At 68.4% G+C, this 26,661-nt stretch carries 25 protein-coding genes; 23 read left to right on the top strand and 2 right to left on the bottom strand.

The window, feature by feature from the left end:
* Positions 1 to 55 precede the first annotated feature (55 nt).
* From ACFWPH_RS04565 to smc, 14 genes are all read left to right on the top strand, one after another.
* On the top strand, positions 56 to 802 hold the full coding sequence (locus tag ACFWPH_RS04565; protein ID WP_378748075.1) for a DivIVA domain-containing protein: 747 nt from the start codon (positions 56 to 58) through the stop codon (positions 800 to 802).
* A 109-nt stretch (positions 803 to 911) separates the two neighbouring features.
* On the top strand, positions 912 to 1,571 hold the full coding sequence (locus ACFWPH_RS04560) for a YceD family protein (protein ID WP_378748074.1): 660 nt from the start codon (positions 912 to 914) through the stop codon (positions 1,569 to 1,571).
* A 2-nt stretch (positions 1,572 to 1,573) separates the two neighbouring features.
* Positions 1,574 to 1,756: a 50S ribosomal protein L32 gene (gene rpmF / locus ACFWPH_RS04555; RefSeq protein WP_081595648.1), complete on the top strand. Its 183-nt coding sequence runs from the start codon at positions 1,574 to 1,576 to the stop codon at positions 1,754 to 1,756.
* Positions 1,757 to 1,770: 14 nt separating this feature from the next.
* Complete coding sequence (gene rnc, locus ACFWPH_RS04550) at positions 1,771 to 2,493, top strand: ribonuclease III (protein WP_378748073.1); 723 nt, start codon at positions 1,771 to 1,773, stop codon at positions 2,491 to 2,493.
* A 1-nt stretch (position 2,494) separates the two neighbouring features.
* Positions 2,495 to 3,382, top strand: a complete 888-nt coding sequence (mutM, locus tag ACFWPH_RS04545) for a bifunctional DNA-formamidopyrimidine glycosylase/DNA-(apurinic or apyrimidinic site) lyase (protein WP_378748072.1) — start codon at positions 2,495 to 2,497, stop codon at positions 3,380 to 3,382.
* A gap of 81 nt (positions 3,383 to 3,463) precedes the next feature.
* A complete protein-coding gene (locus ACFWPH_RS04540) occupies positions 3,464 to 4,045 on the top strand; it encodes a dihydrofolate reductase family protein (RefSeq protein ID WP_378748071.1) in 582 nt (193 codons plus the stop codon).
* Between the two features lie 3 nt (positions 4,046 to 4,048).
* Positions 4,049 to 5,104: a PHP domain-containing protein gene (locus tag ACFWPH_RS04535; RefSeq protein WP_378748070.1), complete on the top strand. Its 1,056-nt coding sequence runs from the start codon at positions 4,049 to 4,051 to the stop codon at positions 5,102 to 5,104.
* A 42-nt stretch (positions 5,105 to 5,146) separates the two neighbouring features.
* Positions 5,147 to 6,232 carry a winged helix DNA-binding domain-containing protein gene (locus ACFWPH_RS04530; protein WP_378748068.1) on the top strand — a complete coding sequence of 362 codons (1,086 nt, stop codon included), beginning with the start codon at positions 5,147 to 5,149 and terminating at the stop codon, positions 6,230 to 6,232.
* A 316-nt stretch (positions 6,233 to 6,548) separates the two neighbouring features.
* Complete coding sequence (locus ACFWPH_RS04525) at positions 6,549 to 8,072, top strand: PstS family phosphate ABC transporter substrate-binding protein (RefSeq protein ID WP_378748067.1); 1,524 nt, start codon at positions 6,549 to 6,551, stop codon at positions 8,070 to 8,072.
* A gap of 111 nt (positions 8,073 to 8,183) precedes the next feature.
* Positions 8,184 to 8,396 carry a hypothetical protein gene (locus tag ACFWPH_RS04520; RefSeq protein ID WP_378748064.1) on the top strand — a complete coding sequence of 71 codons (213 nt, stop codon included), beginning with the start codon at positions 8,184 to 8,186 and terminating at the stop codon, positions 8,394 to 8,396.
* A 58-nt stretch (positions 8,397 to 8,454) separates the two neighbouring features.
* Positions 8,455 to 8,931, top strand: a complete 477-nt coding sequence (locus ACFWPH_RS04515) for an OsmC family protein (RefSeq protein WP_378748063.1) — start codon at positions 8,455 to 8,457, stop codon at positions 8,929 to 8,931.
* Positions 8,932 to 8,933: 2 nt separating this feature from the next.
* Positions 8,934 to 9,242 (top strand): acylphosphatase, encoded by a 309-nt coding sequence (locus ACFWPH_RS04510; protein WP_378748062.1) that lies wholly within the window; start codon positions 8,934 to 8,936, stop codon positions 9,240 to 9,242.
* Between the two features lie 361 nt (positions 9,243 to 9,603).
* Positions 9,604 to 10,038, top strand: coding sequence for a DUF1707 domain-containing protein (locus ACFWPH_RS04505; RefSeq protein WP_378748061.1), 435 nt, complete (start codon positions 9,604 to 9,606; stop codon positions 10,036 to 10,038).
* 201 nt (positions 10,039 to 10,239) lie between these two features.
* Positions 10,240 to 13,866 (top strand): chromosome segregation protein SMC, encoded by a 3,627-nt coding sequence (smc, locus tag ACFWPH_RS04500; RefSeq protein WP_378748060.1) that lies wholly within the window; start codon positions 10,240 to 10,242, stop codon positions 13,864 to 13,866.
* Positions 13,867 to 13,897: 31 nt separating this feature from the next.
* Here the strand turns inward: smc and ACFWPH_RS04495 are convergent, their stop codons facing one another.
* On the bottom strand, positions 13,898 to 14,287 hold the full coding sequence (locus ACFWPH_RS04495) for a DUF2237 family protein (protein ID WP_033241367.1): 390 nt from the start codon (positions 14,285 to 14,287) through the stop codon (positions 13,898 to 13,900).
* A gap of 177 nt (positions 14,288 to 14,464) precedes the next feature.
* On the opposite strand from ACFWPH_RS04495, the gene ftsY reads away from it, so the two are divergent.
* The 6 genes from ftsY to ffh all read left to right on the top strand — a co-directional run bounded on the left by ftsY (position 14,465) and on the right by ffh (position 22,910).
* Positions 14,465 to 16,288 (top strand): signal recognition particle-docking protein FtsY, encoded by a 1,824-nt coding sequence (ftsY, locus tag ACFWPH_RS04490; RefSeq protein WP_378748059.1) that lies wholly within the window; start codon positions 14,465 to 14,467, stop codon positions 16,286 to 16,288.
* Positions 16,289 to 16,543: 255 nt separating this feature from the next.
* Positions 16,544 to 17,833 carry an ammonium transporter gene (locus tag ACFWPH_RS04485; RefSeq protein ID WP_378748244.1) on the top strand — a complete coding sequence of 430 codons (1,290 nt, stop codon included), beginning with the start codon at positions 16,544 to 16,546 and terminating at the stop codon, positions 17,831 to 17,833.
* A gap of 5 nt (positions 17,834 to 17,838) precedes the next feature.
* The gene (locus tag ACFWPH_RS04480; protein ID WP_033241369.1) at positions 17,839 to 18,177 is read left to right on the top strand and encodes a P-II family nitrogen regulator; all 339 of its coding nucleotides are present in this window, start codon (positions 17,839 to 17,841) and stop codon (positions 18,175 to 18,177) included.
* 185 nt (positions 18,178 to 18,362) lie between these two features.
* Positions 18,363 to 20,762 carry a [protein-PII] uridylyltransferase gene (locus tag ACFWPH_RS04475; RefSeq protein WP_378748243.1) on the top strand — a complete coding sequence of 800 codons (2,400 nt, stop codon included), beginning with the start codon at positions 18,363 to 18,365 and terminating at the stop codon, positions 20,760 to 20,762.
* Between the two features lie 156 nt (positions 20,763 to 20,918).
* Positions 20,919 to 21,224 carry a hypothetical protein gene (locus ACFWPH_RS04470; protein ID WP_063915929.1) on the top strand — a complete coding sequence of 102 codons (306 nt, stop codon included), beginning with the start codon at positions 20,919 to 20,921 and terminating at the stop codon, positions 21,222 to 21,224.
* Positions 21,225 to 21,344: 120 nt separating this feature from the next.
* The gene (gene ffh, locus ACFWPH_RS04465) at positions 21,345 to 22,910 is read left to right on the top strand and encodes a signal recognition particle protein (RefSeq protein ID WP_378748057.1); all 1,566 of its coding nucleotides are present in this window, start codon (positions 21,345 to 21,347) and stop codon (positions 22,908 to 22,910) included.
* Between the two features lie 309 nt (positions 22,911 to 23,219).
* On the opposite strand, the gene ACFWPH_RS04460 is transcribed toward ffh, so the two are convergent.
* Positions 23,220 to 25,112: a VWA domain-containing protein gene (locus ACFWPH_RS04460; protein WP_378748056.1), complete on the bottom strand. Its 1,893-nt coding sequence runs from the start codon at positions 25,110 to 25,112 to the stop codon at positions 23,220 to 23,222.
* Positions 25,113 to 25,450: 338 nt separating this feature from the next.
* Here ACFWPH_RS04460 and rpsP point away from each other — a divergent pair, with 338 nt between their 5' ends.
* Genes rpsP through rimM form a run of 3 tightly spaced genes read left to right on the top strand, consistent with a single transcriptional unit; the run spans position 25,451 to position 26,661 of the window.
* A complete protein-coding gene (gene rpsP / locus ACFWPH_RS04455; RefSeq protein WP_033241372.1) occupies positions 25,451 to 25,894 on the top strand; it encodes a 30S ribosomal protein S16 in 444 nt (147 codons plus the stop codon).
* A complete protein-coding gene (locus tag ACFWPH_RS04450) occupies positions 25,894 to 26,136 on the top strand; it encodes an RNA-binding protein (protein WP_030521790.1) in 243 nt (80 codons plus the stop codon). Before rpsP ends, ACFWPH_RS04450 begins: the two co-directional genes overlap by 1 nt.
* On the top strand, positions 26,137 to 26,661 hold the full coding sequence (gene rimM, locus ACFWPH_RS04445; RefSeq protein ID WP_378748055.1) for a ribosome maturation factor RimM: 525 nt from the start codon (positions 26,137 to 26,139) through the stop codon (positions 26,659 to 26,661).

Raw genomic sequence — 26,661 nt, 5'->3', positions numbered from 1 at the left:
GGCACACTGGGAACGGCGGGATATTTCGCCGATCGTCAGCAGGAGGGCACTGAGCATGTACCGGGTATTCGAGGCGCTCGACGAACTGGTCGCCATAGTCGAGGAGGCACGCGGGATACCCGCGACGCGCAACTGCATCGTCCCGCGTCCGGAAACGCTCGATCTGCTCGACGATGTGCGTGATGCGCTGCCGGCCGAGATCGACGATGCCCAAGATGTTCTCGACCACCGCGACAAGATCGTCGACGACGCCCGCGGCCTGGCCGAGGAAACCGTCCGTAGTGCCGACGAGCAGGCCACCACCACCGTCGCCGACGCCCGCGCCGAAGCCGACCGGATCCTCGCCGAGGCGAAGGCGCATGCCGACCGCATGGTCGCAGAGGCCACCGCACATGCCGACCGGATGGTCGATACCGCCACGAACGAAGCTCAGCGCCTGGTCGCCGACGCCAAGGCCGAATACGAATCGGTCACCGGCCGGGCCCGCGCCGAAGCCGACCGGATGGCCGAGGCCGGCCGGGCCTCCTACGACCGCTCGGTGGCCGACGGCCAGGCCGAACAGCGGCGCCTGGTGGAGGAGACCGAGGTCGTGCGGGCCGCGCACGCCGAATCGGCCCGGCTGATCGATACCGCGCAGGCCGACTCCGACCGGATGCGGGCCGATTGCGACCACTACGTCGACAGCAAACTCGCCGAATTCGAGGAGACCCTGGGCGGTGCCCTGCGCACCGTGGGCCGCGGCCGCCAGCAGTTGCGCAACGGGTCGGGGGTACCGGACTACGCGGCGGAGTTCCGCCGCTAGCCACCGGACGATTTTGCAGGTAACCGCCCGTTTCGCGTACTGTGGTGTGGTTGCCCGCCGAATCCGGCCTATAGCTGATACCCAGAACGACCCAGTGGAGTGTTCTTCGATGCCTGCCGATACAACCGCGCGCTCGCGTTCCGGTGCACACCGTGCACACGACGCGGGTTTCGTGCTGGATGTCCGCAGCCTCGGTCGCGCCCCGGGATCCATGCGCGAACTGCGGCGAACCGTCACCACCCCCGAACGGCTCGGCCTGGACCTGATCGCCGTACCGGCCGGTTCCGAGGTTGAGCTGGATCTGCGTTTGCAGTCGGTCTCGGAGGGAGTGCTCGTCACCGGTACCGTCACCGCACCGGTGGCCGGTGAATGCTCACGCTGCCTGGAACAGTTCACCGATTCGGTCGAGGTCTCGCTGACCGAACTGTTCGCCTACCCGGACAGCGCCACGGATCAGACCGCGTCCGACGACGAGGTCTACCGGATGGACGACGATCTCATCGACCTCGAACCCCTGATCGTCGACCAGCTCGGCCTCGAATTACCGCTGCAGCCGCTGTGCACTCCCGACTGCGCGGGACTGTGCCCGGAATGCGGGGTTCGGATGGCGATTGCGGGATCCGATCACGGGCATGAGATACTGGATCCCCGCTGGGCCGGGCTGGCGAAATTCGCCTCCGGATCGCCCGGCAGCGGCAGCCCCGACAAGGGTGCGGCCACCGGAGACCATTCCGCAGACATTGCACGTAACAGCACAGAGGAGAAGTAGTCGTGGCCGTTCCCAAGCGCCGGATGTCCCGTTCCAATACCCGGTCTCGGCGCAGCCAGTGGAAGGCCGTTGCGCCTACGCTGATCACCTGCCCGAACCGGGCCTGCGGTCAGAAGACCCCGCCGCATATCGCGTGCCCCTCCTGCGGTACCTACAAGGGCCGCCAGGTCGCCCCGGCCGTCTGATCCCCGGTCGACAATTGACCGCGGGCAAAGACGAACCCGGCGAGCGGCCGGATCAAGCGAGTTTGCTCGCTGCCCTGGGTGTCGAGATACAGCCCGAGTTGCTTCGTCTCGCATTGACCCATCGCTCGTACGCGTACGAAAACGGTGGGCTGCCGACCAATGAGCGGCTCGAGTTCCTCGGCGATTCGGTCCTCGGACTGAGTATCACCGAACGGCTCTATCACGAGCACCCGGAGAAATCCGAGGGCGAACTGGCAAAGCTGCGCGCGAGTGTGGTGAATATGCACGCACTCGCCGAGGTGGCGCGCAAGCTGGGCGAGGGCGGTCTGGGCGCGCATCTGCTGCTCGGCAAAGGTGAGGAACTCACCGGCGGCCGGGACAAACCCAGCATCCTGGCCGACGGGATGGAGTCGCTGCTCGGTGCCGTGCATCTCGAGCACGGTATCGATGTGGCGCGTGAGGTCGTGTTGCGGCTGTTCGCCGAACTGCTCGAACGCGGTCCACGGATGGGCGCCGGACTGGATTTCAAGACGAGCCTGCAGGAACTGACCGCTGAACGCGGTCTGGGCGTGCCCAGCTACGAGATCACCTCCACCGGGCCCGACCACGACAAAGAGTTCACCGCGACCACCGTGATCGCCGGCGATGCCTACGGGCAGGGGGTCGGGCGGTCGAAGAAGGAAGCGGAGCAGAAGGCCGCGGGCGCCGCCTACCGTGCATTGACCGGCGAACCCTGAGGTGCCCGAACTTCCCGAGGTCGAGGTCGTTCGCGGCGGCCTGGCCGAACATCTGTGCGGCCGGACCGTGGAATCGGTCACCGTCACGCATCCGCGTTCGGTGCGCCGGCATACGGCCGGCGCCGCCGATATGGCGGCCCAGCTGACCGGTCTGACGGTGGCCGAGGCCCGGCGCCGCGGTAAATACCTGTGGCTCACCTTCGACGAACCCGCCGGTGATCCCGCGGAGATCGCGCTGGTCGTCCATCTGGGGATGAGCGGGCAGATGCTGGTGCAGCCGGTCGGCGCGCCGGTCGAGAAGCATGCGCATATCCGGGCGACCCTCGACGACGGCCGGGAGTTGCGGTTCGTCGATCAGCGCACCTTCGGCGGCTGGGTGCTGGCACCGCTGGTGGAGGTGGACGGTGATCGGCTTCCCGATCTGCTCGCCCATATCGCCCGCGATCCGCTCGATCCCCGCTTCGATGCGGAGCGGGTGGTCGCAGTCCTGCGCACCAAGCAGACCGAGATCAAACGGGTACTGCTGGATCAGACCCTGGTCTCCGGTATCGGCAATATCTACGCCGACGAGGCACTGTGGCGGGCGCAGGTCCACGGCGGCCGGACGGCGGCCGGACTCACTCGTCCGGTGTTGCGTCGGCTGCTGGCCGAGGCCGCGGCGGTGATGAGCGATGCGCTGGCCGCGGGTGGCACCTCGTTCGACGCGCTGTATGTGAATGTCAACGGCGAATCGGGCTATTTCGAGCGTGCCCTGGCGGTGTACGGGCGCGGTGACCGGCCCTGCCCGCGCTGCGGTGCGGTGATCGTCCGGGAGAAGTTCATGAACCGCTCATCCTTCTCGTGCCCGCGATGTCAACCTCCGGCGCGACGCCGCAAAACCACGGTCTAGATCTCTCGCGGCGGCGCCCGGCGGCGGGTTACGGTTTTCTCGGCCAAGTTCGCCGGCCCGGTCGGCCCTGGGAAGGACGCCATGCGCAAGCTCACCTACTTCGTCGCCGCCACGATCGACGGGTTCATCGCCACCGAGGACGGTGCCGTCGATTTCTTTCCGGTCGGCGGCGACCACAGCCGCACGATCGCCGCGCAATATCCGGAGACCGTGCCGTCCGAAGTACGCCGGGCGCTCGGTATCGGAGCGCGCAACGCCAACTTCGACACCGTGATCATGGGCCGCAAAACCTACGATTTCGGGGTGCGTACCGGTACGGCCAACCCGTACGCGCATCTGCGCCAATTCGTGGTGTCCACCACGCTCACCGCACCACCCGATCCGGCCGTGGAACTCATCGGCGCCGACCCACTCGCCCGAGTACGGGCACTCAAACGCGAACAGGGTCCCGGGATCTGGTTGTGCGGCGGCGGCCGGCTGGCGCAGGAACTGCTGCCCGAGATCGATCAGGTCTTCCTCAAACTGCATCCGATCGTGCTGGGGCGGGGCCGGCCGCTGTTCGGCAGTGGGCCGCGACTGCCCGAACCCCTGGAATTCCGTGTCATCACCAGCCAGGTCTTCGACGACGGTGTCGCCTTCGTCAAGTACGGAAAGGCTCGCTGACCGGTGTCCGGCGACCCGCCCGACACCCCACGGTCCGCACCTGGGCCGGTGGCGGCGCTGCGCGAAATCGGGTTCTGGCTCGAACGGGGCCGGGAGAAAACGCATCGGGTCAAGGCGTACCGGCGGGCCGCCGATATCGTCGCCGGTCTCGGCGACGAGGAGATGCGGCGGCGCCGGACAGCCCGGAATTGGCAGGAGCTCGCCGGGATCGGCCCGAAGACCGCGGCCGTCATCGAGGAGGCCTGCGAAGGAGTCGTCCCGCGCTACCTCGCGGAGTTGCGGGCCGCGGCGCGGCCGATCGGGGCCGCGGGCGCCGAGCTGCGCGCCCGGTTGCGTGGTGATCTGCATACCCATTCGGATTGGTCCGACGGCGGCAGCCCGATCGGGGAGATGATGGGTTGCGCGGCCGCCCTCGGACACGAGTACTGCGCGCTGACCGATCATTCACCGCGACTCACCGTTGCGAACGGCCTTTCCGCGCAACGGTTGCGACGCCAGCTCGACGTGGTCGCCGAAGTGAACGCCGAACTGGCCCCGTTCCGGGTACTCACCGGTATCGAGGTCGATATCCTCGACGACGGCAGCCTGGACCAGGACGCCGATCTGCTCGCCGAACTCGATATCGTCGTCGCCAGCGTGCATTCGCGGCTACGCGACGACCGCGACACGATGACTCGGCGCATGGTATACGCGGTGGCCAACCCGCATGTGGACGTCCTCGGGCACTGCACCGGACGGCTGGTCGAAGGCGGGCGGGGGACCCGGCCCGAATCGGATTTCGACGCCGAGATCGTCTTCGAGGCCTGCCGCCGCTACGGGACGGCGGTCGAGATCAACAGCCGGCCCGAGCGGCAGGATCCGCCGGAGCGGTTGATCCGGCTCGCGCTCGAGATGGGGTGCGAATTCGCGATCGATACCGATGCGCACGCGCCGGGACAGCTGGACTGGCAGGGGTATGGCTGTGCCCGCGCGGTGGCCTGTGAGGTCGCGCCCGACCGGATCATCAATACCCGTTCGGTGGACGAACTTCTGGAATGGACGCGGTCGGGCGGTGGCTGAGCAGACCCCGACCTGTCGGTGCCGGGCGCGATAATGCCCGGTATGCGGGAATTGTCACTGCGCACCTTGAACCGGACTCTGCTGGTACGTCAGCATCTGGAGGCCCGGACGGACCTGACGCCCTACGAGCTGATCCGGCGTCTGGTCGCCGTGCAGGGGCAGGAACCGAATTGGCCTTATATCGGGGTGTGGTCGCGGTTGGCGCGGTTCGATCATCAGGAACTCGCCGCGCTGATGCACGACCGGAAACTCGTCCGGTCCACCACGATCCGGCGCACCGTACATCTGAGTACGGCGGAGGATTTCCGCTGGCTTCGCCCTACCGTCCAGGCGTATATCGCGGGGGCGCTCAATACCGCCTACTACCGCGACGAGATCGACGGTATCGAGTTGCCCGAGTTGGCCGCGGCCGGCCGGGAAGTGCTGGCGGGTCGGCGGATGTCGCGCGGTGACCTCGGAAGAACACTGGCCGAACGGTTTCCGCAACGTCATACGCGCCGGTTGGCCGAGGCGGTGGAGGTGCTGGTACCGATGGCACACGGCGCCGAAACCGGGGAATGGGGGCGGTGGCGCAACCGATACGTCACCGTCGGCCCGGCCGAGGAGTGGATCGGCGCACCGCTGGGGCCGCCCGATCCGGCCACGCTGGTCCTGCGCTATCTCGCGGCGTTCGGCCCCGCGAGCGTCGCCGATATCCAGGCCTGGTCCGGTCTCACCAGGCTCGGCGAGGTCGTCACCACGCTGCGTCCACGGCTGCGGGTGCTGCGGAGTGCGGAGGGAGCCGAGTTGTTCGATCTGCCCGATGCCCCGCTCGGGGACCCGGAACTGCCTGTGCCGGTGCGGTTCCTGCCCGCGTTCGACAATGCGCTGCTCGGTTACCGGGACCGGCGGCGGATCATCGCCGAGGAGGACCGGCGGCGGACCTCCCGTGAGGCCTCGGCCGGGGTCCCGGTGTATCTGGTGGACGGTTTCGTGCACGGCAGGTGGTCGCTGCGGGATTCGGCACTGCACATCGAGCCCTGGTACGGGTTCGCCGCGGACCAGCGCGCGCTCGTCGAGGAGGAGGCCCGGCGGCTGCTGGCATTCGTTGCCGGCGACGCTGACGGCGATATCGTCGTCACCGGCTGAACGAGATCACGGCGTCGGGTGAGCCTGGATATTCGCTCGGGCCCTGTCGGTTCCGGGGCGGAATCTGTACCTTGCCGACACCCACGCCGCGGTCCGTGGTGTCCGAGCCGGCGCACCGAAGCCGGAGTTGTGCTCACGTCCGGCGGCGAATCCGCGTCGGGGTGGCGTATCGCCGCCAGGAGCGCGACCGCTTCCGCCCCGGCGGTCGATGACGCTGTGGTGAATGATTGACGAACACTGGCCGGGGCCAGGGTGTTTCACCGTACGGTTGGCCGAAGATGGTGACCGATGGAGGAATTCGGGGTGGTAGCGGTCGGTGGGTGAACTTCTGTTCGGGTTTGTGCTCCCGCTGGCCGGTATTGCGATCCCAGTGGGTGCCTTCGTCTGGGAATTCGTTTTCGTCGGCCGAAAACGGCTCGGCTGGCGGGTGCAGATGGATACCCCGGTCACCGGTGAAGCGGAATCCGGGCATGCCGGTGCGCTGCGACAGTTACGGCAGACCGCCGAGGGGTCCGAACGTAATCTGCAGGATCTGTCCGTGGTGCTTGTCCGGATCGAAAACCACGGCGCCACCACCATCGATGCCACCGACTATGTGACCGGGCAGAACGGCCAGGCCGGACTGCATCTGCACTTCCCGCAGCGGCGGGTGATCGGGATGGCGGTCACCGAACTGAGCAATCCGGGGCTGGCCGTCTGTTTCGAACCGGATTCGGGTTTCGGTCACCGCGAACTGGCGGGCCAGGATATCGGTGTCATCGATCTGCCGAAGGTCCCGCTGAACCGGTCGGACCACTACAAGATCCTGGCGACCCTGGAGCGGACCGCCGGAACCGGTAACTATCCCGAGCCCACGATGCAGGGCGTGGTCACCGGCGGCGGGATCACCAAGACCCAGGGGCGGTCCGGGGCCTCGCTGCTCATGATCGCGCTGACCGGGTTCCTGGTCACCGTGATCGCGGCGATGGCGGTGCTGGATATCGTCGAATCCGAGGCCGCGCCGAGTGGTTGCGCCACGGGGCGGCTCACCGTGGTGGGGTCGACCGCGTTCGCGCGGGTGGTCGAGGAGGCGGGCGAACTCTACGAACGTACGTGTCCGGGGTCGGAGATCGACTACGCCTTCGAGGGGAGTGAGCGCGGCATGACGCGGGTCGACGACGCGCGCGGTGCCGGCGGCACGCTGCTGGCGATCGGTGATGCACCCAAGGGCGCGGACTTTCCCGAACTAGTGCAGCGGCCGCTGGCGTTATCGCTGTTCACCGTGGTCGTGCACCCGAAAACGGGGGTCACCGACCTCACGGTGGCACAGATCCGGGATCTGTTCCTCGGCCGGATCACCAACTGGCGGGCCGTCGGCGGCGCCGATCTGCCGGTACGGGTGGTCAATCGCTACGCCGGATCCGGGACCCGCTGGAATTTCGAGACCCGGTTGCTGGAAACCGGGCAGCCACCGGAACCCGGTATCACCTGCAACGAGCTCGCGCGCGGCGGCGAACCCGGGCGCTGCCAGACCTTGACCACCGGGGATGTCCTCGACGAGGTCGCCGGGATGGCGGGCGCCGTCGGATATAGCGAAGCCGCGGACGCCGCGGATACCGCAGGTGTGGTGCGGGTGACGATCGGCGGCCGGCCCGCGACGCGAGAGGCGGCAGGGGAACAGAGCTATCCGTTCTGGGGCGTGGAGTACGCGTACTCGTACGGCGATTTCGCGCCTGGATCGATCGGTGCGAGTTTCGTGCGTTTCCTGTTGCGGGAGGGCGGGCAGGACGTGATCCGGCGGTACGGGAATCTCCCTTGTGCCGAGCTGGCCGATACCTCGCGATGTCACCCGTATCGGTGACCGGGAGTGCGGTCCCGGGTGTGATCAGGAGGCTGAACTTCCGGCGTAAAGATCGCGCAAGCAACGGGTTTCCGGGCTGTCCGGAGGGGTAGTTTTTCCTGCGCACCGTCGGTGAGCACGGCCGGAAATACCGGCCTCACCGGCGGGTACGCGGCCGGTGGCGGCCGCGTCATGCAGAACGGAAGGACTGCCATGTCCCTGGTGACACCGACGTTGATCGCCGGATTCGTCGTCGGTCTACTGCTGCTGCGGCTTCTCGCCGTACTACTGGACCGGCCGAAGCGGCCGGTCCGGGTGACCGCGCGGCGGTCACGCCGGGGCTGATCCGCCCCGGTCGGGACGGGTGCGTGGGGTCCTGGCCGTGGATGGCAGGATCGCAACCATGGCTGATGACACCACCACTGCGGCCGGCGCCGCGGCGCCGGCCGGCGCATCCTCGGGCCCGACCAACCTGTGGGTGGAGCGTACGGGGACGCGGCGCTATACCGGGCGTAGTTCACGCGGCGCGGAGGTTCTGATCGGGTCCGAAACCGTTCCCGGCGTGTTCACACCCGGTGAACTCCTGAAGATCGCGCTGGCCGCATGCTCGGGGATGAGCTCGGACTTCCCGCTGTCGCGCCGGCTCGGTGACGACTACGACGCCACCATCCGGGTTTCCGGTGCCGCGGATCGCGAGAACGAGGTGTATCCGCAGCTGGACGAGGTATTCGAACTCGATCTCAGCGAACTCGACGAAGCCGCCCGCGAGCGGCTGCTGGTGACGGTGCAGCGGGCGATCGACAAGGTGTGCACGGTGGGCCGGACATTGAAGGCGGGTAGCAAGGTGACGCTGTCCTTCGAGATCGATACCGTCGACTGATCATGGCGGCGGACGATTCGGCGGCGCAGTCGGGGAACGATCCGGTGCGGCTGAGCGCTTGGGTGCACGGGTATGTGCAGGGCGTGGGTTTCCGCTGGTGGACCCGGTCCCGGGCATTGGAACTCGGACTCACCGGGCATGCCACCAATGCGGCCGACGGTCGAGTGCATGTGGTGGCCGAGGGACCGCGGCGCGCGGCGGCCGAACTGCTGGCGCTGCTGCGTTCTCCGGCAGCACCCGGCCGAGTGGATCTTGTGGTCGAGAACTGGGAGCCTGCCCGGGGCGGATTGCAGGGTTTCGTGGAGAGATAGGGGCCCTCGGCTGCGCGGCGAAGCGGTTATTCCGGGCGGACCCTGCTGTCACCTGGGGAGCGGTCGATGACTTGGTGTATGTGGTGGCCCCTGTGGCGAGGTGACTGCCGGCCTGCTGCGTTCTCCGGCGGCGCGGGGATCCGGTGGTCGAGAACCGGACCCCACCCAAGGGCAGGCTGCGGGGAGTCGTGGAGCGATGGGCGGGTCGGTGGCTGTGGGTGCGCTATTTCGGGTTTGCTGCCCGGGACGTTCCGCGGCAGGGATGTGGCCGGAACTCGAAACCTCTTGACATTCCACAGTGGGAGTAGCACGCTAGGTTTATTCCACAGTGGAGTGTGGTCCGACGTGTAAGGGGAGCGCTATGGAGATCTCGGCGGGCATCCGCGCCTCGGATGCCGAACGTGATCGATTCGTGCGGGTGCTGGGCCGGCATCTGGGCGACGGCAGGCTCGACCTCGCCGAATACGACGAGCGGGTAGCGCAGGTGTACCGGAGCGCGACCCGCGAGGAACTGCAGGGTGTGCTCGCGGACCTGCCCGAACTGAAGCCGGCTCCCGGTACGGACTCCTCCGCGCCGGGATCCCGTTCGCGGTTCCCGATCTGGCAGCGGATCGAGGGCAGTGCCTGGCTGGGAGTCAGTGTGCTGGTCCTGGTGATCTGGGCGGCGATCTCGCTGGGCGTCGGGGCGTTCACCTACTTCTGGCCCATATGGGTCATCGGCCCGTGGGGCGCCGTGCTGGCAGTGCGCGCGGCAACCGGAATCGAGGCCGGCCGCTGCCATCGCCGCAAGGCATAACGCCCGGTAGCCTCGGTGCTATCCGGCCGGCGGAAGCGCTGGGCGATGGCGTCGGCTGCCCCGGCAACCGCGCCGCCACCGGCGGCGGCCGATCGGCCACCACCGGTGCGCCGGATGGGGTTATCTCGCCGTGGCCCTATAGCATGGCTGATCGGCCTGAGCGAGGCGGACAGTACGTGGAGGCGGAAAGGGTCGTCGGCGTTGCATCTGAAGAGCTTGACGTTGAAGGGGTTCAAATCCTTCGCGTCCGCGACGACACTGCGGTTCGAACCCGGCATCACCTGCGTCGTGGGCCCGAACGGGTCCGGTAAATCCAATGTCGTCGACGCGCTCACCTGGGTGATGGGCGAACAGGGCGCCAAAGCATTACGCGGCGGAAAAATGCAGGACGTCATCTTCGCCGGCACCTCCGGCCGCGCCGCGCTCGGGCGGGCCGAGGTCACGCTCACCATCGACAACTCCGACGGCGCGCTGCCGATCGACTACGCCGAAGTCTCCATCACCCGGCGGATGTTCCGCGACGGCGCGGGTGAATACGAGATCAACGGCAGTTCGTGCCGGCTGATGGATGTCCAGGAACTGCTCAGCGATTCCGGTATCGGCCGGGAGATGCATGTGATCGTCGGCCAGGGACAACTTTCGGCGATCCTGGAATCGCGACCCGAGGACCGGCGCGCCTTCATCGAAGAAGCAGCGGGCGTTCTCAAACACCGCAAACGCAAAGAAAAAGCCGTCCGCAAACTGGACGCCATGCAGGCCAACCTCGCCCGCCTCACCGACCTCACCACCGAACTACGCCGCCAGCTCAAACCACTGGGCCGCCAAGCCGAGGTGGCGCGCCGCGCGCAGACCGTACAGGCCGATCTGCGGGACGCCCGGCTGCGATTGGCTGCCGACGATCTGGTCACCCGGCGGGCCGAGCTGCAAAGCCAGCAGAGCAAAGAAGCCTATGCGCGCGAACAGCAGATCACCGTGCAGAGCGAACTCGATGCGGCCAATGCGGCCCTGGCGCAGCAGGAGTTCGAACTCTCCCGGCTCACTCCCGGCGCCGAGGCGGCGGGCCAGCTGTGGTTCCAGCTGTCCGCGCTGGCCGAACGCGTCAACGCCACCACACGGATCGCGAACGACCGTGCCCGTCACCTCGATACCGCACCCGCGGCGAATACCGGCCGCGACCCCGACCAGCTCGAGGCCGAAGCCGACCGGGTGGAAGCCGAGGAAGCCGAACTCCGCGAAGCCGTCGAGATGGCCACGGAGACCCTGGAAGCCGCCCGGGACGGGCTCGCCGAACGGGAACACGAGGCCAAGGCGGCCGAACAGGCGCATCTGGCCGCCGTCCGGGCCATCGCCGACCGCCGCGAAGGACTGGTCCGGCTGTCGGGACAGGTCGAGAACCTGCGCACCAAAACCCAATCCGCTGATACCGAGATCGTCCGCTTGACCACCGCCCTCACCCAGGCGCGGACCCGGGGCGAGGAAGCGCAGCGCGAATACGATGGTGTACAGGACGAACTGGCCGAACTCGACGCCGGGGAAGCCGGGCTCGACGCCCAGCACGAACACGCTGTCGAGGCGCTCGATCTCGCCGATCACCGGGTCACCGAACTGCGCGCCGAGGACCGCGATGCCGGGCGGCGGGTCGCCTCGCTGACCGCGCGGATCGAAGCGCTCGGTATGAACCTGGCCAGCCGCGACGGCGCGGCCTGGTTGACCGAGAACCAGCCGGCCGGGCTGCTGGGCCCGCTGTCCGAACTGCTCGGCGTGCACCCCGGATACGAGGCCGCCGTCGCGGCGGTGCTGGGTCCGGTGGCGGAGGCGGTGATCGCCGATTCCGGTGAGACCGCGGTCGATGCCGTGCGGGCACTCGGGAAGGCCGATGCCGGCCGGGCCGCGCTGGTCTACGAGGGTGTCGCCGCAGATACCGGAACCGACGACGATTCCGCTCTGCCCGGTGGAGCGCGTCGGCTGGTCGAAGTCGTGAACTACCCCGATTCGCTGCGCGCGGCGGTGGTCGCGCTGACGAGCCGGGTCGTGGTCGCCGACGATCTGGACCGTGCCGCGGAGGTACTCGCCGCACGTCCGGAACTGCGGGTCGTGACCCGGGAAGGCGATCTGGCCGGAACCGGCTGGCTGGTCGGCGGATCCGATCGCGCGCCGAGCCGCCTCGAGATCCAGGCCGAAATCGATACCGCCGAAGCGGAACTGCGCGCCGCGCAGCGGCATGCCGAGGAACTGGAAGCGAGCCTGTCCGGGGCGCTGGAGGAGCAGACCGACCGCAAGGACGCCGTGGACCAGGCGCTGCTGGCGCTGCACGAATCGGATCAGGCGCTCAACAGCATCTACGAACGGCTCGGCCGGCTCGGTGCGGCGACGCGGACGGCGAATACCGAATCCGAACGCCTCATCGAGCAGCGGGCCGCCGCCGAGACCGCGCGGGAAGAGGCCGTCACCGCGCTCGCCGACCTGGAGGACCGGCTCCGCCGCGCCGAACTGGAACAGGCCGATACCGACGGCGAAGCGGCCGGTGCCGCCGGGACCGAAGCCGCCGCGCTGGCCCGCGAAGAAGCCGCCGCGGCGCTGGCCGAGACCCGGGCCATGGAAGTGGAGGCACGGCTGGCGGTGCGGACCGCCGAGGAACGCGCCGAATCGGTGCGCGGTAAAGCGGAATCGCTGCGCCGTGCCGCCCGCACCGAACGCGAGGCCCGGGCGCGCGCCGAACGTGCGCAGGTGGCCCGCCGGCGCGCGGCCCAGGTGGCCGCGGCGGTCGCCGAATCCGGTGCCGAACTATCCGCCGAACTGGAACAGGTCGTGGCGGCCGCCGCCGCCCGGCGTGACGATCTGGTGCGCCGCCGCACCGAATGCGCGACCACGGTCGATCAGATCAAGGAGCGGGTACGGGCGTTGAGTACCCAGCTCGGGCAGCTCACCGACGCGGTCCACCGCGACGAGGTCGCCAAGGCGCAGGCCGCGCTGCGGATCGAGCAGCTCGAGGCGAATATCGGCGAGCAGTTCGGTATCGCGCTCGACGATCTGATCGCCGAATACGGACCCGATATCGCGCTCCCGCCCAGCGAGCTGGAACTGCGTGAATACGAGCAGGCCAAGGAGCGCGGGGAACAGGTCACCGCACCGGCGCCGATGCCGTTCGACCGGGCTTCGCAGGAGCGTCGCGCGAAACGGGCCGAGAAGGATCTGGCGACCCTCGGCAAGGTGAACCCGCTGGCGCTGGAAGAGTTCGCCGCGCTCGAGGAGCGCTACAACTTCCTGGCGACCCAGCTCGAGGACGTCAAAAAAGCCCGCCAGGACCTCCTGGACGTGGTGGCCGAGGTGGACGACCGCATCCTGCAGGTGTTCACCGACGCCTACGCCGATGTGGAACGGGAATTCGTCCAGGTGTTCTCGGCGCTCTTCCCGGGCGGCGAAGGCCGGCTGTTGCTCACCGACCCCGGCGATATGCTCACCACCGGTATCGAGGTGGAGGCGCGGCCGCCCGGAAAGAAGGTCAAACGGTTGTCGCTGCTGTCCGGTGGCGAGAAATCACTGACCGCGGTGGCGCTGCTGGTCGCGATCTTCCGCGCGCGACCCTCACCGTTCTATGTGATGGACGAGGTGGAGGCCGCGCTCGACGACACCAACCTGCGCCGCCTCATCGGGCTGTTCGAACAGCTGCGCGAGAAGAGTCAGCTGATCGTCATCACCCACCAGAAGCCGACCATGGAGATCGCCGATGCCCTCTACGGCGTCAGCATGCGCGGCGACGGCATCACCCAGGTGATCTCGCAGCGCCTGCGCGGGCCGGACGTGGCTCCCGCCGCTGCGGCGACGTGACATCGCCCCTCGGGGCGGTCGGCCTGTTGTCTCACAGCAGGTCGCTGACGTCGTCGGGTACGTCGACCGCGTATTTTCGCAGGATCTCCATCGATATCACTTCCAGGGCATTCTCATGGGTGGCCGCCAGAATCACCGGCGCGGCGACACCGTCCTCGTGCGCATGTAACCAGCGCACCGCCACTACACACCACCGGTCGCCCGGCTGCAGGCCGGGAAAATTGTTCTCCGGACGCGGTGTGCTCAGATCGTTGCCGATGGATGCCTGGTGCTCCAGGAACTCGGCTGTGACGACCGTGCACACAGTGTGGCTGCCCAGATCCTCCGGGCCGGTGCTGCAGCAGCCGTCCCGGTAGAACCCGGTCAGAGGATCGGTGCCGCACTCTTGTAGCGGACCCCCAAGCACGTTTCGATCGGTCACATCGCCGATCCTATTGGCCTGCCGCGAGAACTTCCGCAGGACAAGAAATCTCACCCGCCGTGTTCGCCGGGCTGAGCAGGGAATGTGCAGCGTACGGAGGGCGCGCTCGGGTCCGGTCGCCGCGCGGGCCGGGCGGGGTCGGCGGGGGCCCGCACCGGCTCTGCAAGGATGGGCGGTGTGAGTGCGCAAGCCTGGATTCTGATCGCAGCGATCGCCGCCGTACTGCTGGTCGCGCTCGTGGCCGGCTTCGTCCGGTACAAACGCGGCCGGGTCTCGCTGACCCCGCCGGCGGAGAAAGGGGAGCTGGCCGACCGGTCCGGCGGGTACCAGGCGGCCGGCGGTTTCAGTTTCAGTCAGGGCGGGCAGGGAGCCACCGCGGCACCCGCGCGCCCGAGTCCCGCTGAGCGGACGGATACCGAGGGTCAGCCACATATCGGTGACGACGCCGCGATCCCACGGGACGCGCCCCGCCGCGGTATCACCGATGTACCGCTGCCGGACGCTGTCGATTCCGCGACCACCACCGCGCCGGAAGCGCCGGGCGGTGGGGCCGCCGCCCCCACTGCACCGCCGGAGCCCGAGACGGCTCCGCGGCCGGAAACCGGAACGACCGCGGCACCCAAGACCGGAAAGTCCGGGGCTGCTGCCGAGACCACCGCACCCGGCGATACCGAGACCACCGCACCCGGCGATACCGGGACCACTGCGCCCGGTGACACCGAAACCACCGCGCCCGGCGGCGCCGGAGCCTCTGCACCCGCGGAATCGGCGACCTCCGCACCATCGACGGACGAGACGTCCGCACCGCCCGCGGCAGGCATGTCCGCGCCGTCCGCGCCGCCGTCGGCAGAAACTTCTGCACCATCGGCGGCCGATACGACCACGCCGGCTCCCGCAGAGACACCGGCCCCCACCGAGCCCGAGACAACCGTGCCGGGGGCCGGTGCTGCCGCGGCCGCGGCGGGCGCCGCCACACCGGATACCGAGACCGCACCGGCCGCACCCACCACCGGTGAAGCCCCGGTGGTGGCGCCCGATACCGCGGCCGGCGCCCATCTCGTCCCCGAAGTCGAGGAGATCGAACCCACCTCCGGCCGGTTGACCCGGCTGCGTGGCCGGCTGTCGCGGTCGCAGAATGCGGTCGGCAAAAGCCTGCTGGGGCTGCTCGGTGGTGGCGACCTCGACGAGGAATCGTGGGAAGAGGTCGAGGACACGCTGGTCCTGGCCGATATCGGCACGGCCGTCACCACCGTCATCGTGGAGCGGCTGCGGGAGGAGATGGCCGCGCGGAGCGTCCGCACCGCCGAGGAGGCGCGGGGGGTGCTGCGTGATGTGCTGATCGAATCGCTGCGGCCCGAACTCGACCGTTCCGTACGCGCCCTGCCGCATCCCGATCACCCGTCGATCCTGCTCGTCGTCGGGGTCAACGGCACTGGTAAGACCACGACCACCGGCAAACTCGCCCGCGTGCTCGTCGCCGACGGCCGCCGGGTGCTGCTGGGTGCGGCCGATACCTTCCGGGCCGCCGCGGCCGACCAGTTGCAGACCTGGGGTGAGCGGGTCGGTGCGGATACGGTCCGCGGTAAGGAGGGCGCCGATCCCGCCGCGGTGGCCTTCGACGCGGTGGCCTCCGGTATCGACTCCGGTGTGGACGCGGTACTCATCGATACCGCCGGCCGCCTGCACACCAAGACCGGGCTGATGGACGAGCTCGGCAAGGTGAAACGGGTGGTGGAGAAGAAGGCCTCGGTGGACGAGGTGCTGCTGGTGCTGGACGCGACCGTCGGCCAGAACGGGCTGATGCAGGCCCGGATCTTCGCCGAGGTGGTCGATATCAGCGGTGTGGTGCTGACGAAGCTGGACGGCACCGCGAAGGGCGGGATCGTCTTCCAGATCCAGCACGAACTGGGGGTACCGGTCAAACTCGTCGGTCTCGGCGAGGGCGCCGACGATCTGGCTCCGTTCGAACCGGCGGCGTTCGTGGACGCGCTGCTCGGTTGATCGCCGTCGCCCGGTGGCGTCCAGCAGGCCTGACAGACGGCCGGGCCGGCGCCGGGCGCAGCGACCTCACAACCCGCGGTGACCAGCAGGTCCGGCGGCGGCAACACACTCGAAACATGACCGTGTGATCCATTCACGTAGGTGAAACACCGGAGCGTCACGGATGAAACACCGAATGAGCACCCTTCATTAGCGGGCCCGAAGTCGCGCAGGCGGCGGGCCGGAAGATGAGGGAGGTAACTGGTGGAAACCGTGATCGGGGCGCCCAATGCCGGCGATACCGCGTGGATACTGACGAGCGCCGCGCTCGTCCTGCTGATGACACCCGGCCTGGCGTTCTTCTACGGCGGTATGGTCCGAGGCAAGAACGTACTCAACATGATCATGATGAGTATCAGCGCGATGGCCGTCGTCGCAGTGCTCTGGGTGCTGTTCGGCTTCTCGATGGCATTCGGGACCGATAAAGGCGGGCTGATCGGCGACCCGGGTCAGTTCTTCGGCCTGAAAACGCTGATCGCCGGATTCGGTGACGAATCGGCGGGTGTGCCGCTCTTCGGGACCATCCCGGCGACGGTGTTCGTCGCCTTCCAGGCGATGTTCGCCATCATTACCGTCGCGTTGATCTCCGGTGCGGTCGCCGACCGGCTGAAGTTCGGCGCGTGGCTGGCGTTCAGCGCCATCTGGGTCACCGTGGTGTACTTCCCGGTCGCACACTGGGTGTGGGGTGGCGGCTGGATCATGGAGAAGGTCGAGGCCATCGACTTCGCCGGTGGTACCGCCGTGCATATCAACTCCGGTGCCGCCGCGCTCGCCCTGGCGATCGTGGTCGGTAAACGCGCCGGCTGGCCCAAGACCCCCTTCCGGCCGCACAATCTGCCGTTCGTGATGCTGGGTGCCGCGCTGCTGTGGTTCGGCTGGTTCGGTTTCAACGCCGGTTCCGCGGCGGCCGCCGACGGTGTCGCGGGTGCCGCCTTCATCACCACCCTGGTCGCCACCGCCGCCGCGATGATCGGCTGGCTCGTGGTCGAGAAGATCCGCGACGGTAAGCCCACCTCGCTGGGTGCCGCCTCCGGTATCGTCGCCGGTCTGGTAGCCATCACCCCGTCCTGTACGTCGGTCAACGTGCTGGGCGCGCTGGCCATCGGCGTGATCGCGGGCGCGGTCTGCGCGCTGGCGGTGAGCCTGAAGTTCAAGTTCGGCTACGACGATTCGCTCGATGTCGTGGGTATCCACATGGTCGGCGGTATCCTCGGCACGGTGCTGATCGGCTTGTTCGCCGCTCCCGAAGCGCCCGCGGGTGCCGCGGGCCTGTTCTACGGCGGTGATCTCGAGCTGCTGGGCCGGCAGACGCTCGGCGCGGTTGCCGTGCTCGCGTATTCCTTCGTGATCGCCTTGGTGATCGCGTACGCGATCAAGTTCACGATCGGTCTGCGTGCCGACGCCGAAGCGGAGTCCACCGGTATGGACGACTCCGAACACGCGGAGACCGCATACGATTTCGCTGCACTGGGTGGAACCGCTCGTTCGGCCGGCAAGGAGGCATGAACCCCATGAAACTGATCACCGCAATCGTCAAACCGTTCACGCTCGAAGACGTCAAAACCGGCCTGGAACAGGCGGGCGTATTCGGTATGACCGTGAGCGAGGTCCAGGGCTACGGCCGGCAGAAGGGCCATACCGAGGTCTACCGCGGCGCCGAGTACTCGGTGGATTTCGTTCCGAAGGTACGGGTCGAGGTCGTGGTGGACGACGCCTCGGTGGATCGGGTAGTCGATCTGATCGTCGATGCCTCGCGCACCGGCAAGATCGGCGACGGCAAGGTCTGGGTCAGTCCGGTGGAGACGATCGTCCGGGTGCGCACCGGCGAACGCGGCACCGACGCTCTATAGATCTGCCGCGTCGGCGGCGCGCGAGAACGTGACGCGCGCGGAGTGTGTGTAAGACAACGACAGCGGCCCCGCTCCCACCGTTTCCGGTCGGGGCGGGGCCGCCTGTGTGACGGGTGGTGGTTTGGTTGGGTGAACACCGGCAGAAACGGGAGCACGGGGTCGGCGCCGGGCCGGCGGGCAAAGCCGTGGAACTGTCGAACGGCGCCGCCGATCTGGTCCGCGCCCGCGATCAGCTGCTCGGCGGCGGGCAACCCCGGCACCCGCGCCTGGATGCCGAATCACTGCGGTCGGCGCTGGTCGACCTGTACGAGCTGTGGCTCACCAGCAAGGGCACCGAGGTCGGGGTAACCCCGGACAGCGGCCTGGCGATCATGGCCGTGGGCGGGCTCGGCCGGCGCGAGATGCTGCCCTACTCCGATCTGGATCTGGTGCTGCTGCACGAGGATATGGACCCGCAGCGGGTCGCCGAGATCGCCGACCGGCTGTGGTATCCCCTGTGGGACGCCCACATCAAACTCGACCACAGTGTGCGTACGGTGCCGCAGGCGTTGAAGGTCGCCGCCGACGATCTGGTCGCCGCGCTCGGGATGCTGGATGCCCGCCATATCGTGGGCAACCCCGAACTCAGCGACCGCATCATCGCCGGTATCCGCAAGGATTGGCGGCGCGGTATCCGCGGTCGTTACGACGAACTGCTCACCGGGGTCCGCGCCCGCTGGGACCGCAGCGGGCAGATCGCCCACCGCACCGAACCCGATCTGAAGAACGGCCGCGGCGGGTTGCGCGATATCCAGCTCTTGGATGCGCTGGCCATCGCACAGCTCACCGATGCCATGCCGGGTCTCGGACCGGAGACACCGGGCGGTGGCCTGGCCCAGGCGCATCGCCGGCTCCTGGATGTCCGCACCGAACTGCACCGGGTGGCGGGCCGGGCCCGGGACCAGCTACGCGCCCAGGATGCCGACGAGATCGGTGCGGCACTGCGTATCGGTGACCGGTTCGATCTGGCCCGCACCCTCAGCGACGCGGCCCGCACCGTCGGCTATTCGGTGGATGTCGGGTTGCGTACCGCCGGTAACGCGTTGCCGCGGCGTGGGCTGGCGCGGCTGCGCCGGATGCCGGTGCGGCGGCCCCTCGACGAGGGCGTGGTCGAACATGCCGGTGAGGTGGTGCTCGCCCGGGATGCCCGGCCGCAACGCGACCCCGGCCTGATCCTGCGGGTGGCGGCGGCGTCCGCGCAATCCGGACTGCCGATGTCGGCGACCACCCTCAACCGGCTGGCCGAGGACGCCCCGGAACTGCGGGAGCCGTGGCCGAAAGACGCTCTCAACGATCTGCTGGTGCTGCTCGGGTCCGGCCGCGGGGTGATCGACGCGGTGGAGGCGCTCGACCGTACCGGCCTGTGGGGCAGGCTGCTTCCCGAATGGGGCGCGGTGCGCGACCTACCGCCGCGCGATGCCCTGCACGTCTGGACCGTGGACCGGCATTCGGTGGAGACCGTCGCCTACGCGAGCGCCTCGAGCACCCGCGTGGCCCGGCCCGACCTGTTGGCGCTCGGTGCGCTGCTGCACGATATCGGCAAGGGCCGCACCGAGGACCACTGTGTGGTCGGCGCCGAACTCGCCACCCAGATCGGCCGCCGGATGGGTCTGTGGCCGTCGGATGTGGAAATCCTCAGCGCCCTGGTGCGCCATCATCTGCTGCTGCCCGATGTGGCCACCCACCGTGATATCGACGACCCGGCCACGGTGCAGTACGTGGCGGATGCGCTCGAACACGATCCGCGGCGGCTGGAACTGTTGCATGCGCTGGCGGAAGCGGATTCGCTGGCCACCGGACCGGGGGTCTGGGGCGACTGGAAAGCGACCCTGATCGGCGAACTGGTCCGGCGCTGCCGCACCGTGATGGCGGGCGCGGAACTGCCCGAGCCCGAACCCATACCGCAGGAGCTGCTCGCCCGGGCCGCCGCCGGTGGAGTGCACGTCGAATTATCCCAGGGCGACGGTAAATACACCTACGTCGCCACCGTGATCGCCCCGGATACTCCCGGGTTGCTGGCCGATACCGCCGGTGTGCTGGCGCTGCATTCACTGCGGGTGCTGTCGGCGTCGATCGGTGGGGCGGGGGAATCGGCGATCAACACGTTCGTCGTGACCCCGGCCTTCGGGTCGCCACCGGACGCCGGGCTGCTGCGCCAGGAACTCAAACGCGCGATCGCCGGTGACCTCGATGTGCGCGCGGTTCTCACCGCGCGGGAACGCGATACGCCCGCCGCGGCCCGCTATGCCCTGGCCGAACCGTGGTTGCTGTGGACGCCGACCCCGGTCGCGGGCCAGTTCATCCTGCAGTTACGGGCGGAGGACCGCATCGGGCTGCTGTGCCGGTTGTCGGCCGTGCTGTCGGGCGCGGGTGCCGATGTGCGCTGGGCCAAGGTGGTGACCATGGGATCGTTCGTCGTCGATGTCTTCTGCGTGGAATTGGGCGACGACGCGGGGCCGCAGCGGCGGGCGGCCATCGAAACCGCCGTCCTGGCGGAGGTTCCGCACCCGGCACCGCGCAAACCCCCGGAGCAGGAACGAACCTGAAGGCAGCGGCCGGGTCCGGCCCGACCTCCAGGTCCTGTGTCCAAGGTCACCGTTGCGCGTCGATTGCCCTCCAGTTGCCAACAGGTCCTGAGTCACGCCGGATCCGGCCCCTACGATTCGGGAGTCAGCTGTCGCGCTCATGAGGGGAGCAGGTCGGTGGCAATCCAAGTGGTGACCTCGTCGATCATGACCAGCGATATGACCCCCCATATCGCCCGATGCGTGGGAGACGCCTACTGGGTGGTGACCTGGCTACCCGGGCGGACGCTCACCGAACCCCAGGCGATGGCCGCGATGACCGTGGCCGCCGCCGTCGCGACCACCGGCGTCCCGCCGGACGACGACTGGTCGCAACTGGATTCCCTGGCCCGCGGCCTCGGCCTCACCGGTCGGGAAGCCGCGTACCTGGTAGCGGTAGAACAACACGACTACCAGCGCGGTTTCTCAACCCCCGCGAGCTGAGCCCGTCAGCGCCATATTCTCGAGTACGGTGCGAGCGGAGTCACGCCGCGACGCCCGCTAGTCTGGGACCCCCATTACCCTGGGACTCAGTGTCGTCACTCGAGATCAGGAGCGCGCCAGGTGTTCGAATCTTTATCCGACCGGTTGACCGGTGCCCTGAAGGACCTTCGCGGTAAGGGACGCCTGTCGCCGGCCGATATCGACGCCACCTGCCGGGAGATCCGGCTGGCTCTGCTGGAAGCCGATGTCGCGTTGCCGGTGGTTCGCGGGTTCATCGCCCGGATCAAGGAACGCGCGAAGGGCGCCGAGGTTTCCGCGGCGCTGAACCCGGCCCAGCAGGTCGTCAAAATCGTCAACGAGGAACTCGTCGCCATTCTCGGCGGTGAGACCCGGCGCCTGACGCTGGCCAAAACCCCGCCGACGGTGATCATGCTCGCCGGCCTGCAGGGCTCCGGTAAGACCACCCTCGCCGGCAAGCTCGCCAGATGGCTGCGCGATCAGGGCCATCAGCCGCTGTTGGTGGCCTGCGACCTGCAGCGTCCCGGCGCCGTCACCCAGTTGCAGGTGGTGGGCGAACGCGCCGGTGTCCCGGTGTTCGCACCCCATCCCGGCACCTCCATCGGTGGCGGTGAGAACGCGCTCGGGGTCACCGCGGCCGATCCGATCGCGGTCGCCGAATCCGGCGTCGCCGAGGCCCGCGCCAAACAGTACGACGTGGTGATCGTCGACACCGCCGGCCGGCTCGGTATCGATTCCGAACTGATGGCGCAGGCCGCCGGTATCCGCGATGCGGTGAAACCCGACGAAACCCTGTTCGTCCTCGACGCCATGATCGGCCAGGACGCCGTCTCGACCGCCGAAGCATTCCGCGACGGCGTCGGCTTCACCGGCGTGGTGCTCACCAAACTCGACGGCGACGCCCGCGGTGGCGCGGCGCTGAGCGTGCGCAACATCACCGGCGAGCCGATCATGTTCGCCTCCACCGGTGAGAAGCTCGAGGATTTCGACGTCTTCCACCCCGACCGGATGGCCAGCCGCATCCTCGGGATGGGCGATGTGCTCACCCTGATCGAGCAGGCCGAGCAGGTCTACGACGCGCAGCAGGCCGAGGAGGCCGCGCGCAAGATCGGCAGCGGTGAACTCACCCTCGAGGATTTCCTCGATCAGATGCTGGCCATCCGGAAACTGGGGCCCATCGGGAACCTGCTCGGGATGCTGCCGGGCGCGGGGCAGATGAAGGATGCCCTCGCCCAGGTCGACGATAAACAGCTCGACCGGGTCCAGGCCATCATCCGTGGTATGACCCCCGCGGAACGGGACAACCCGAAGATCATCAATGCGTCCCGGCGGCTGCGGATCGCGAACGGGTCCGGGGTGCAGGTCTCCGATGTCAACCAGCTGGTCGACCGGTTCTTCGAGGCCCGCAAGATGATGACCGCGATGGGCCGGCAGATGGGGATGCCGGGCGGTAACCGGCGCACCAAGAACAAAAAGGGGAAGAAGGGCAAGAAGGGCGGTCGCGGGCCCACCCAGCCGAAGATGCGCGGCGGCTTCCCTGGGATGCCCGGGATGCCCGCAGGCGGGGCCGGTATGCCGGACCTGTCGAATATGCCGCCCGGCCTCGATCAGCTGCCGCCCGGGCTGGAGAACTTCGATCTCTCCAAGTTCAAGTTCCCGGATAAGTAGGCCGGCGGAAAACCGGCGACGCGACGCGGCCCCGTTGTGCGAAGGGTTGGGCGGCGTCCGCGTATCCGGGAGCGTGGCTGCCATGCAGTCGTCGGGCACACCGGGTACGTCGGAAAGTGACCGGGCCCGCACCGACTTGTGGGCGATGTGCCGGCTCGCCGTTCCCGGTGGGCGTGCGAATCCGGGGGTCGGTGACGCGCACAGTCGGCGACCGGATACCGGCCGCCGTGGTAACGGCATTACCGCCCGGGGATCGGGGAGTGGCTCATCTCCCCTGAGCTATTTCGCGTGCTCAGGGGAGATTCCGGCTCAGTGCTTACGTCGGCGAGCCAGTAGCAGCGCACCGGCGAATGCCGCCACCGCCACCACCGTGGCGGCCGCAACGGCAACCCATACCAGCGGCGATATCCCGCTATCGGAGGTTTCCCCGGCTTGCTGGGCCGAATCATCGGCGGTCACCCGCTTCGATTCCTCGCCGAATGTTCCCTCGGCCGCGGCATCGCCGTCCGCGTACTGCGGTCCGGGTTCCGGCTCACCGATGACAGCGACCTCCAGCTCGATCGGCACCGGCGCGACCGCGCGGGTGCTGTGGATCGTCGGGCTCAGTTTCACCGCGATGTAGTGCCGGCCCGCCACGGCCTGGTCGGCCACTTCGCCGCGTTCTTCTCGATTGAGATAGCGGACCGGGACGGTCGCCAGCGCCGGATCGTTGATCGGCAGGATCCGCTCCGTGCCCGCGTAGGAGGTGGTGCTGGAGTCGAGTTCGCCGCGGTACGGGTTGTAGAGCGTGGTCGCGATATTCGAGGTGTACTCGCTGCCTCGCTCGGCGCTGTCGCCGAATCTCACCCGGTAGGCCAGCCCCTGGCCCCAGTCGACCTTCACTCGGTAGAAGACGAACTCCCCTCGCTGCACGGTATCGGTGTAGCGGCCGGTCCCGGGCAGATCTGCCGCGACATTGAACGATCCGCCGCCGGTCACCGGAGCCGGGGTGCCGCCGGGCGCGGTGAACTCCACCGCGGTCGGCTGGGCCGCCGGACCGGGATCGGTGACGCCCGGCTCCACTCCGACCGACAGTTCCACCGGCAGCAGGGCCGGTGCATTGTCTGCGACATGACCCCATTCCAGTGCGAAGTAGTATCGGCCCCCTCCTCGGCACTTATCGGTGCCGAAGCTGCCGGATTCGGGTTCGGCGGCACCGGCCCAGACGCTGCTGACCGTCAGGGCCACACCATCGGTCGACCGGGTCGCCTGAGCGAACTCGAAGGCATTGCAGTCGTGCCCGTCGTCGCCGTAGACACGGATATCGAGCCTGTTGTTCGATGACACCGCATCGTCGCCACGCGGAAACGACACAGTGGCGCTGAAATAGGCCGTGGCAGCGTCGGGCACGTCCACCGCGTAGTACTGCTTGTTCTTCGGCTTCAGTACATCGAGGTGCTGGCCGGGTTCCGCGACGGGTGCTTCACGGTATTCCGGTGTGCCGGCGATCGGGGTGCCCACCGGGGCGTAGCTGCGCAGGGCGACCGCGCTGACCCTGGGTAGCACCTGTTCGAGAGCCGCGCCGTCGGCGGCATCGGTGTAAGTGCCACCGGTGTTCTGGGCGATACAGGTCAGCTGTGCGCGTGAGGCATCGTCGACCCCGAAACCGATGGCGTGCATCACGATATCGTTGCCCTGGGCACTGAGTTCGCGGGCGATATCGCAGGGATCCGGTGGTGCGCAGGTGTCCAGGCCGTCGGAGACCAGCACGATCGAGCGCGGCCCTTCCTGCGGCAGTGCGGCGGCGGCCGCCCGCAGCGATGCGCCGATCGGGGTGTATCCGCGGGGCACGATCCCGTCCGTGGCCGCGGTCAATGCCGGCTTGTCGACGGTTTCGGCCGGGTGCAGGATCTGCACGTCCTGGCAGCCCGCGGTCTTCTCCGCGTCCGAGTTGCCGGTGCCGGTGCCGTAGGCGGCGAGTCCGACCTTCGCGTTGTCCGGCGCCGCGGTGACGAAACTGCGGACCGCGTTCTTGGCCGCGTCCATCTTGGTGCCGCCACCGGGATCGGCTGCCAGCATCGAACCCGACGCGTCCAGTACCAGCATCGTCGGGGCGTACTCGGTCCCGGCCTGTGGCGACTGCTGCGCGAGGGCGGGCATGGCGACCGGTACCGAGGCGATCACGGCCGCGGCCGCCGCGGCGAGGACTCTGTTCAGATACAACACGCTGTCCGTACTCTCGATCGTTGCCGCCGCGCGGACAGCGCGACCCAGCGGACACTACGCACGCGTACCACGGCCCGCCACCTGGCGGCATGGTTGTTCAGTGGTCCGGCGTCCGCGATCGGACGGTGGGCCGGCCGCCGGAGCACGACGGAACGGGCGCGATTTCGGGCTCGGACCTGCGTCTGGCAGAATGGTCGATCGTCCTTCCGGACAGTGTCAGCCCGTCTCCGGTTCCGTACCGCGCGGCGGTCACACACTCCATTCGCAAAACCGGGCTCGCGAACCGCGTGAGTCGCTGAATTGCGCCGTGACCACAATGAAAGGCAGATCAGCAGATGGCTGTTCGCATCAAGCTCACCCGTATGGGCAAGATCCGCAACCCGCAGTACCGCGTCGTCGTCGCGGACGCCCGTACCCGCCGTGACGGCCGGGCCATCGAGTCCATCGGCAAGTACCACCCCAAGGAAGAGCCCTCGCTGATCGAGATCGATTCCGAGCGCGCCCAGTACTGGCTGGGTGTCGGCGCGCAGCCGACCGAGCCCGTGCAGCGGCTGCTGGAGATCACCGGCGACTGGCAGAAGTTCAAGGGCCTGCCGGGCACCGAGGGCACCCTCAAGGTCGCCGAGCCCAAGCCGTCCAAGCTGGACCTGTTCAACGCCGCGCTGGCCGCCGCCGACAACGAGCCGGTCACCGAGGCCGTGACCCCGAAGAAGAAGGCCAAGAAGGACAAGGAAGAGGGCGCCGCCGAAGCGACCGAATCCGCCGAGGCTGCCGAGTAATGAGCGTCGTCGTCGCCGATGCCGTGGAACATCTGGTCCGCGGTATCGTCGCCAATCCCGATGACGTACGCGTCGAGCTGATCACCGGCCGCCGCGGGCGCACCGTCGAGGTGCACGTCCACCCCGACGACCTGGGTAAGGTCATCGGCCGGGGCGGCCGTACCGCGACCGCGTTGCGTACGCTCGTCGCCGGTATCGGTGGCCGCGGTATCCGGGTCGACGTGGTCGACACCGATCAGTAGATGGAACTCGTAGTCGGCCGGGTCGCCAAATCGCACGGGGTGCGTGGCGAACTGGTCGTCGAGGTCCGCACCGACGAACCGGAGGCGCGTTTCGCGCCCGGCTCGACCCTGCGGGGCCGGGCGGCTCGGTCGAAAGAGGTGCGGAATTTCACCGTGGAGTCGGCCCGGGAACATTCGGGCCGGCTTCTCGTGCAACTTGCCGGAGTCACCGATCGCGGCGCCGCGGACGCCCTGCGCGGCACCTTGTTCCTGGTGGACAGCGAGGATCTGGGGTCGGCGGCGGATCCCGACGAGTTCTACGATCACGAACTCGAGGGTCTGCGCGTGGAACTCACCGACGGTTCCGCTGTCGGCACCGTTACCGATGTACTGCATTCCGCGGCAGGTGAACTGCTGTCGGTTCGCGCCGCCGGCGACGGCCGCGAAATCCTGATCCCGTTCGTCACCGCCATCGTGCCGACGGTGTCGATCGCCGACGGGCTGATCGTGATCGACCCGCCCGAGGGCCTGCTGGATCCGGAATGA

It is taken from the genome of Nocardia sp. NPDC058499, from assembly GCF_042719915.1.
In the GTDB taxonomy this organism is placed as follows: domain Bacteria; phylum Actinomycetota; class Actinomycetes; order Mycobacteriales; family Mycobacteriaceae; genus Nocardia.
The sequence above is the reverse complement of the archived record's forward strand: the minus strand, read 5'-3'. Positions and strand labels throughout refer to the sequence as shown.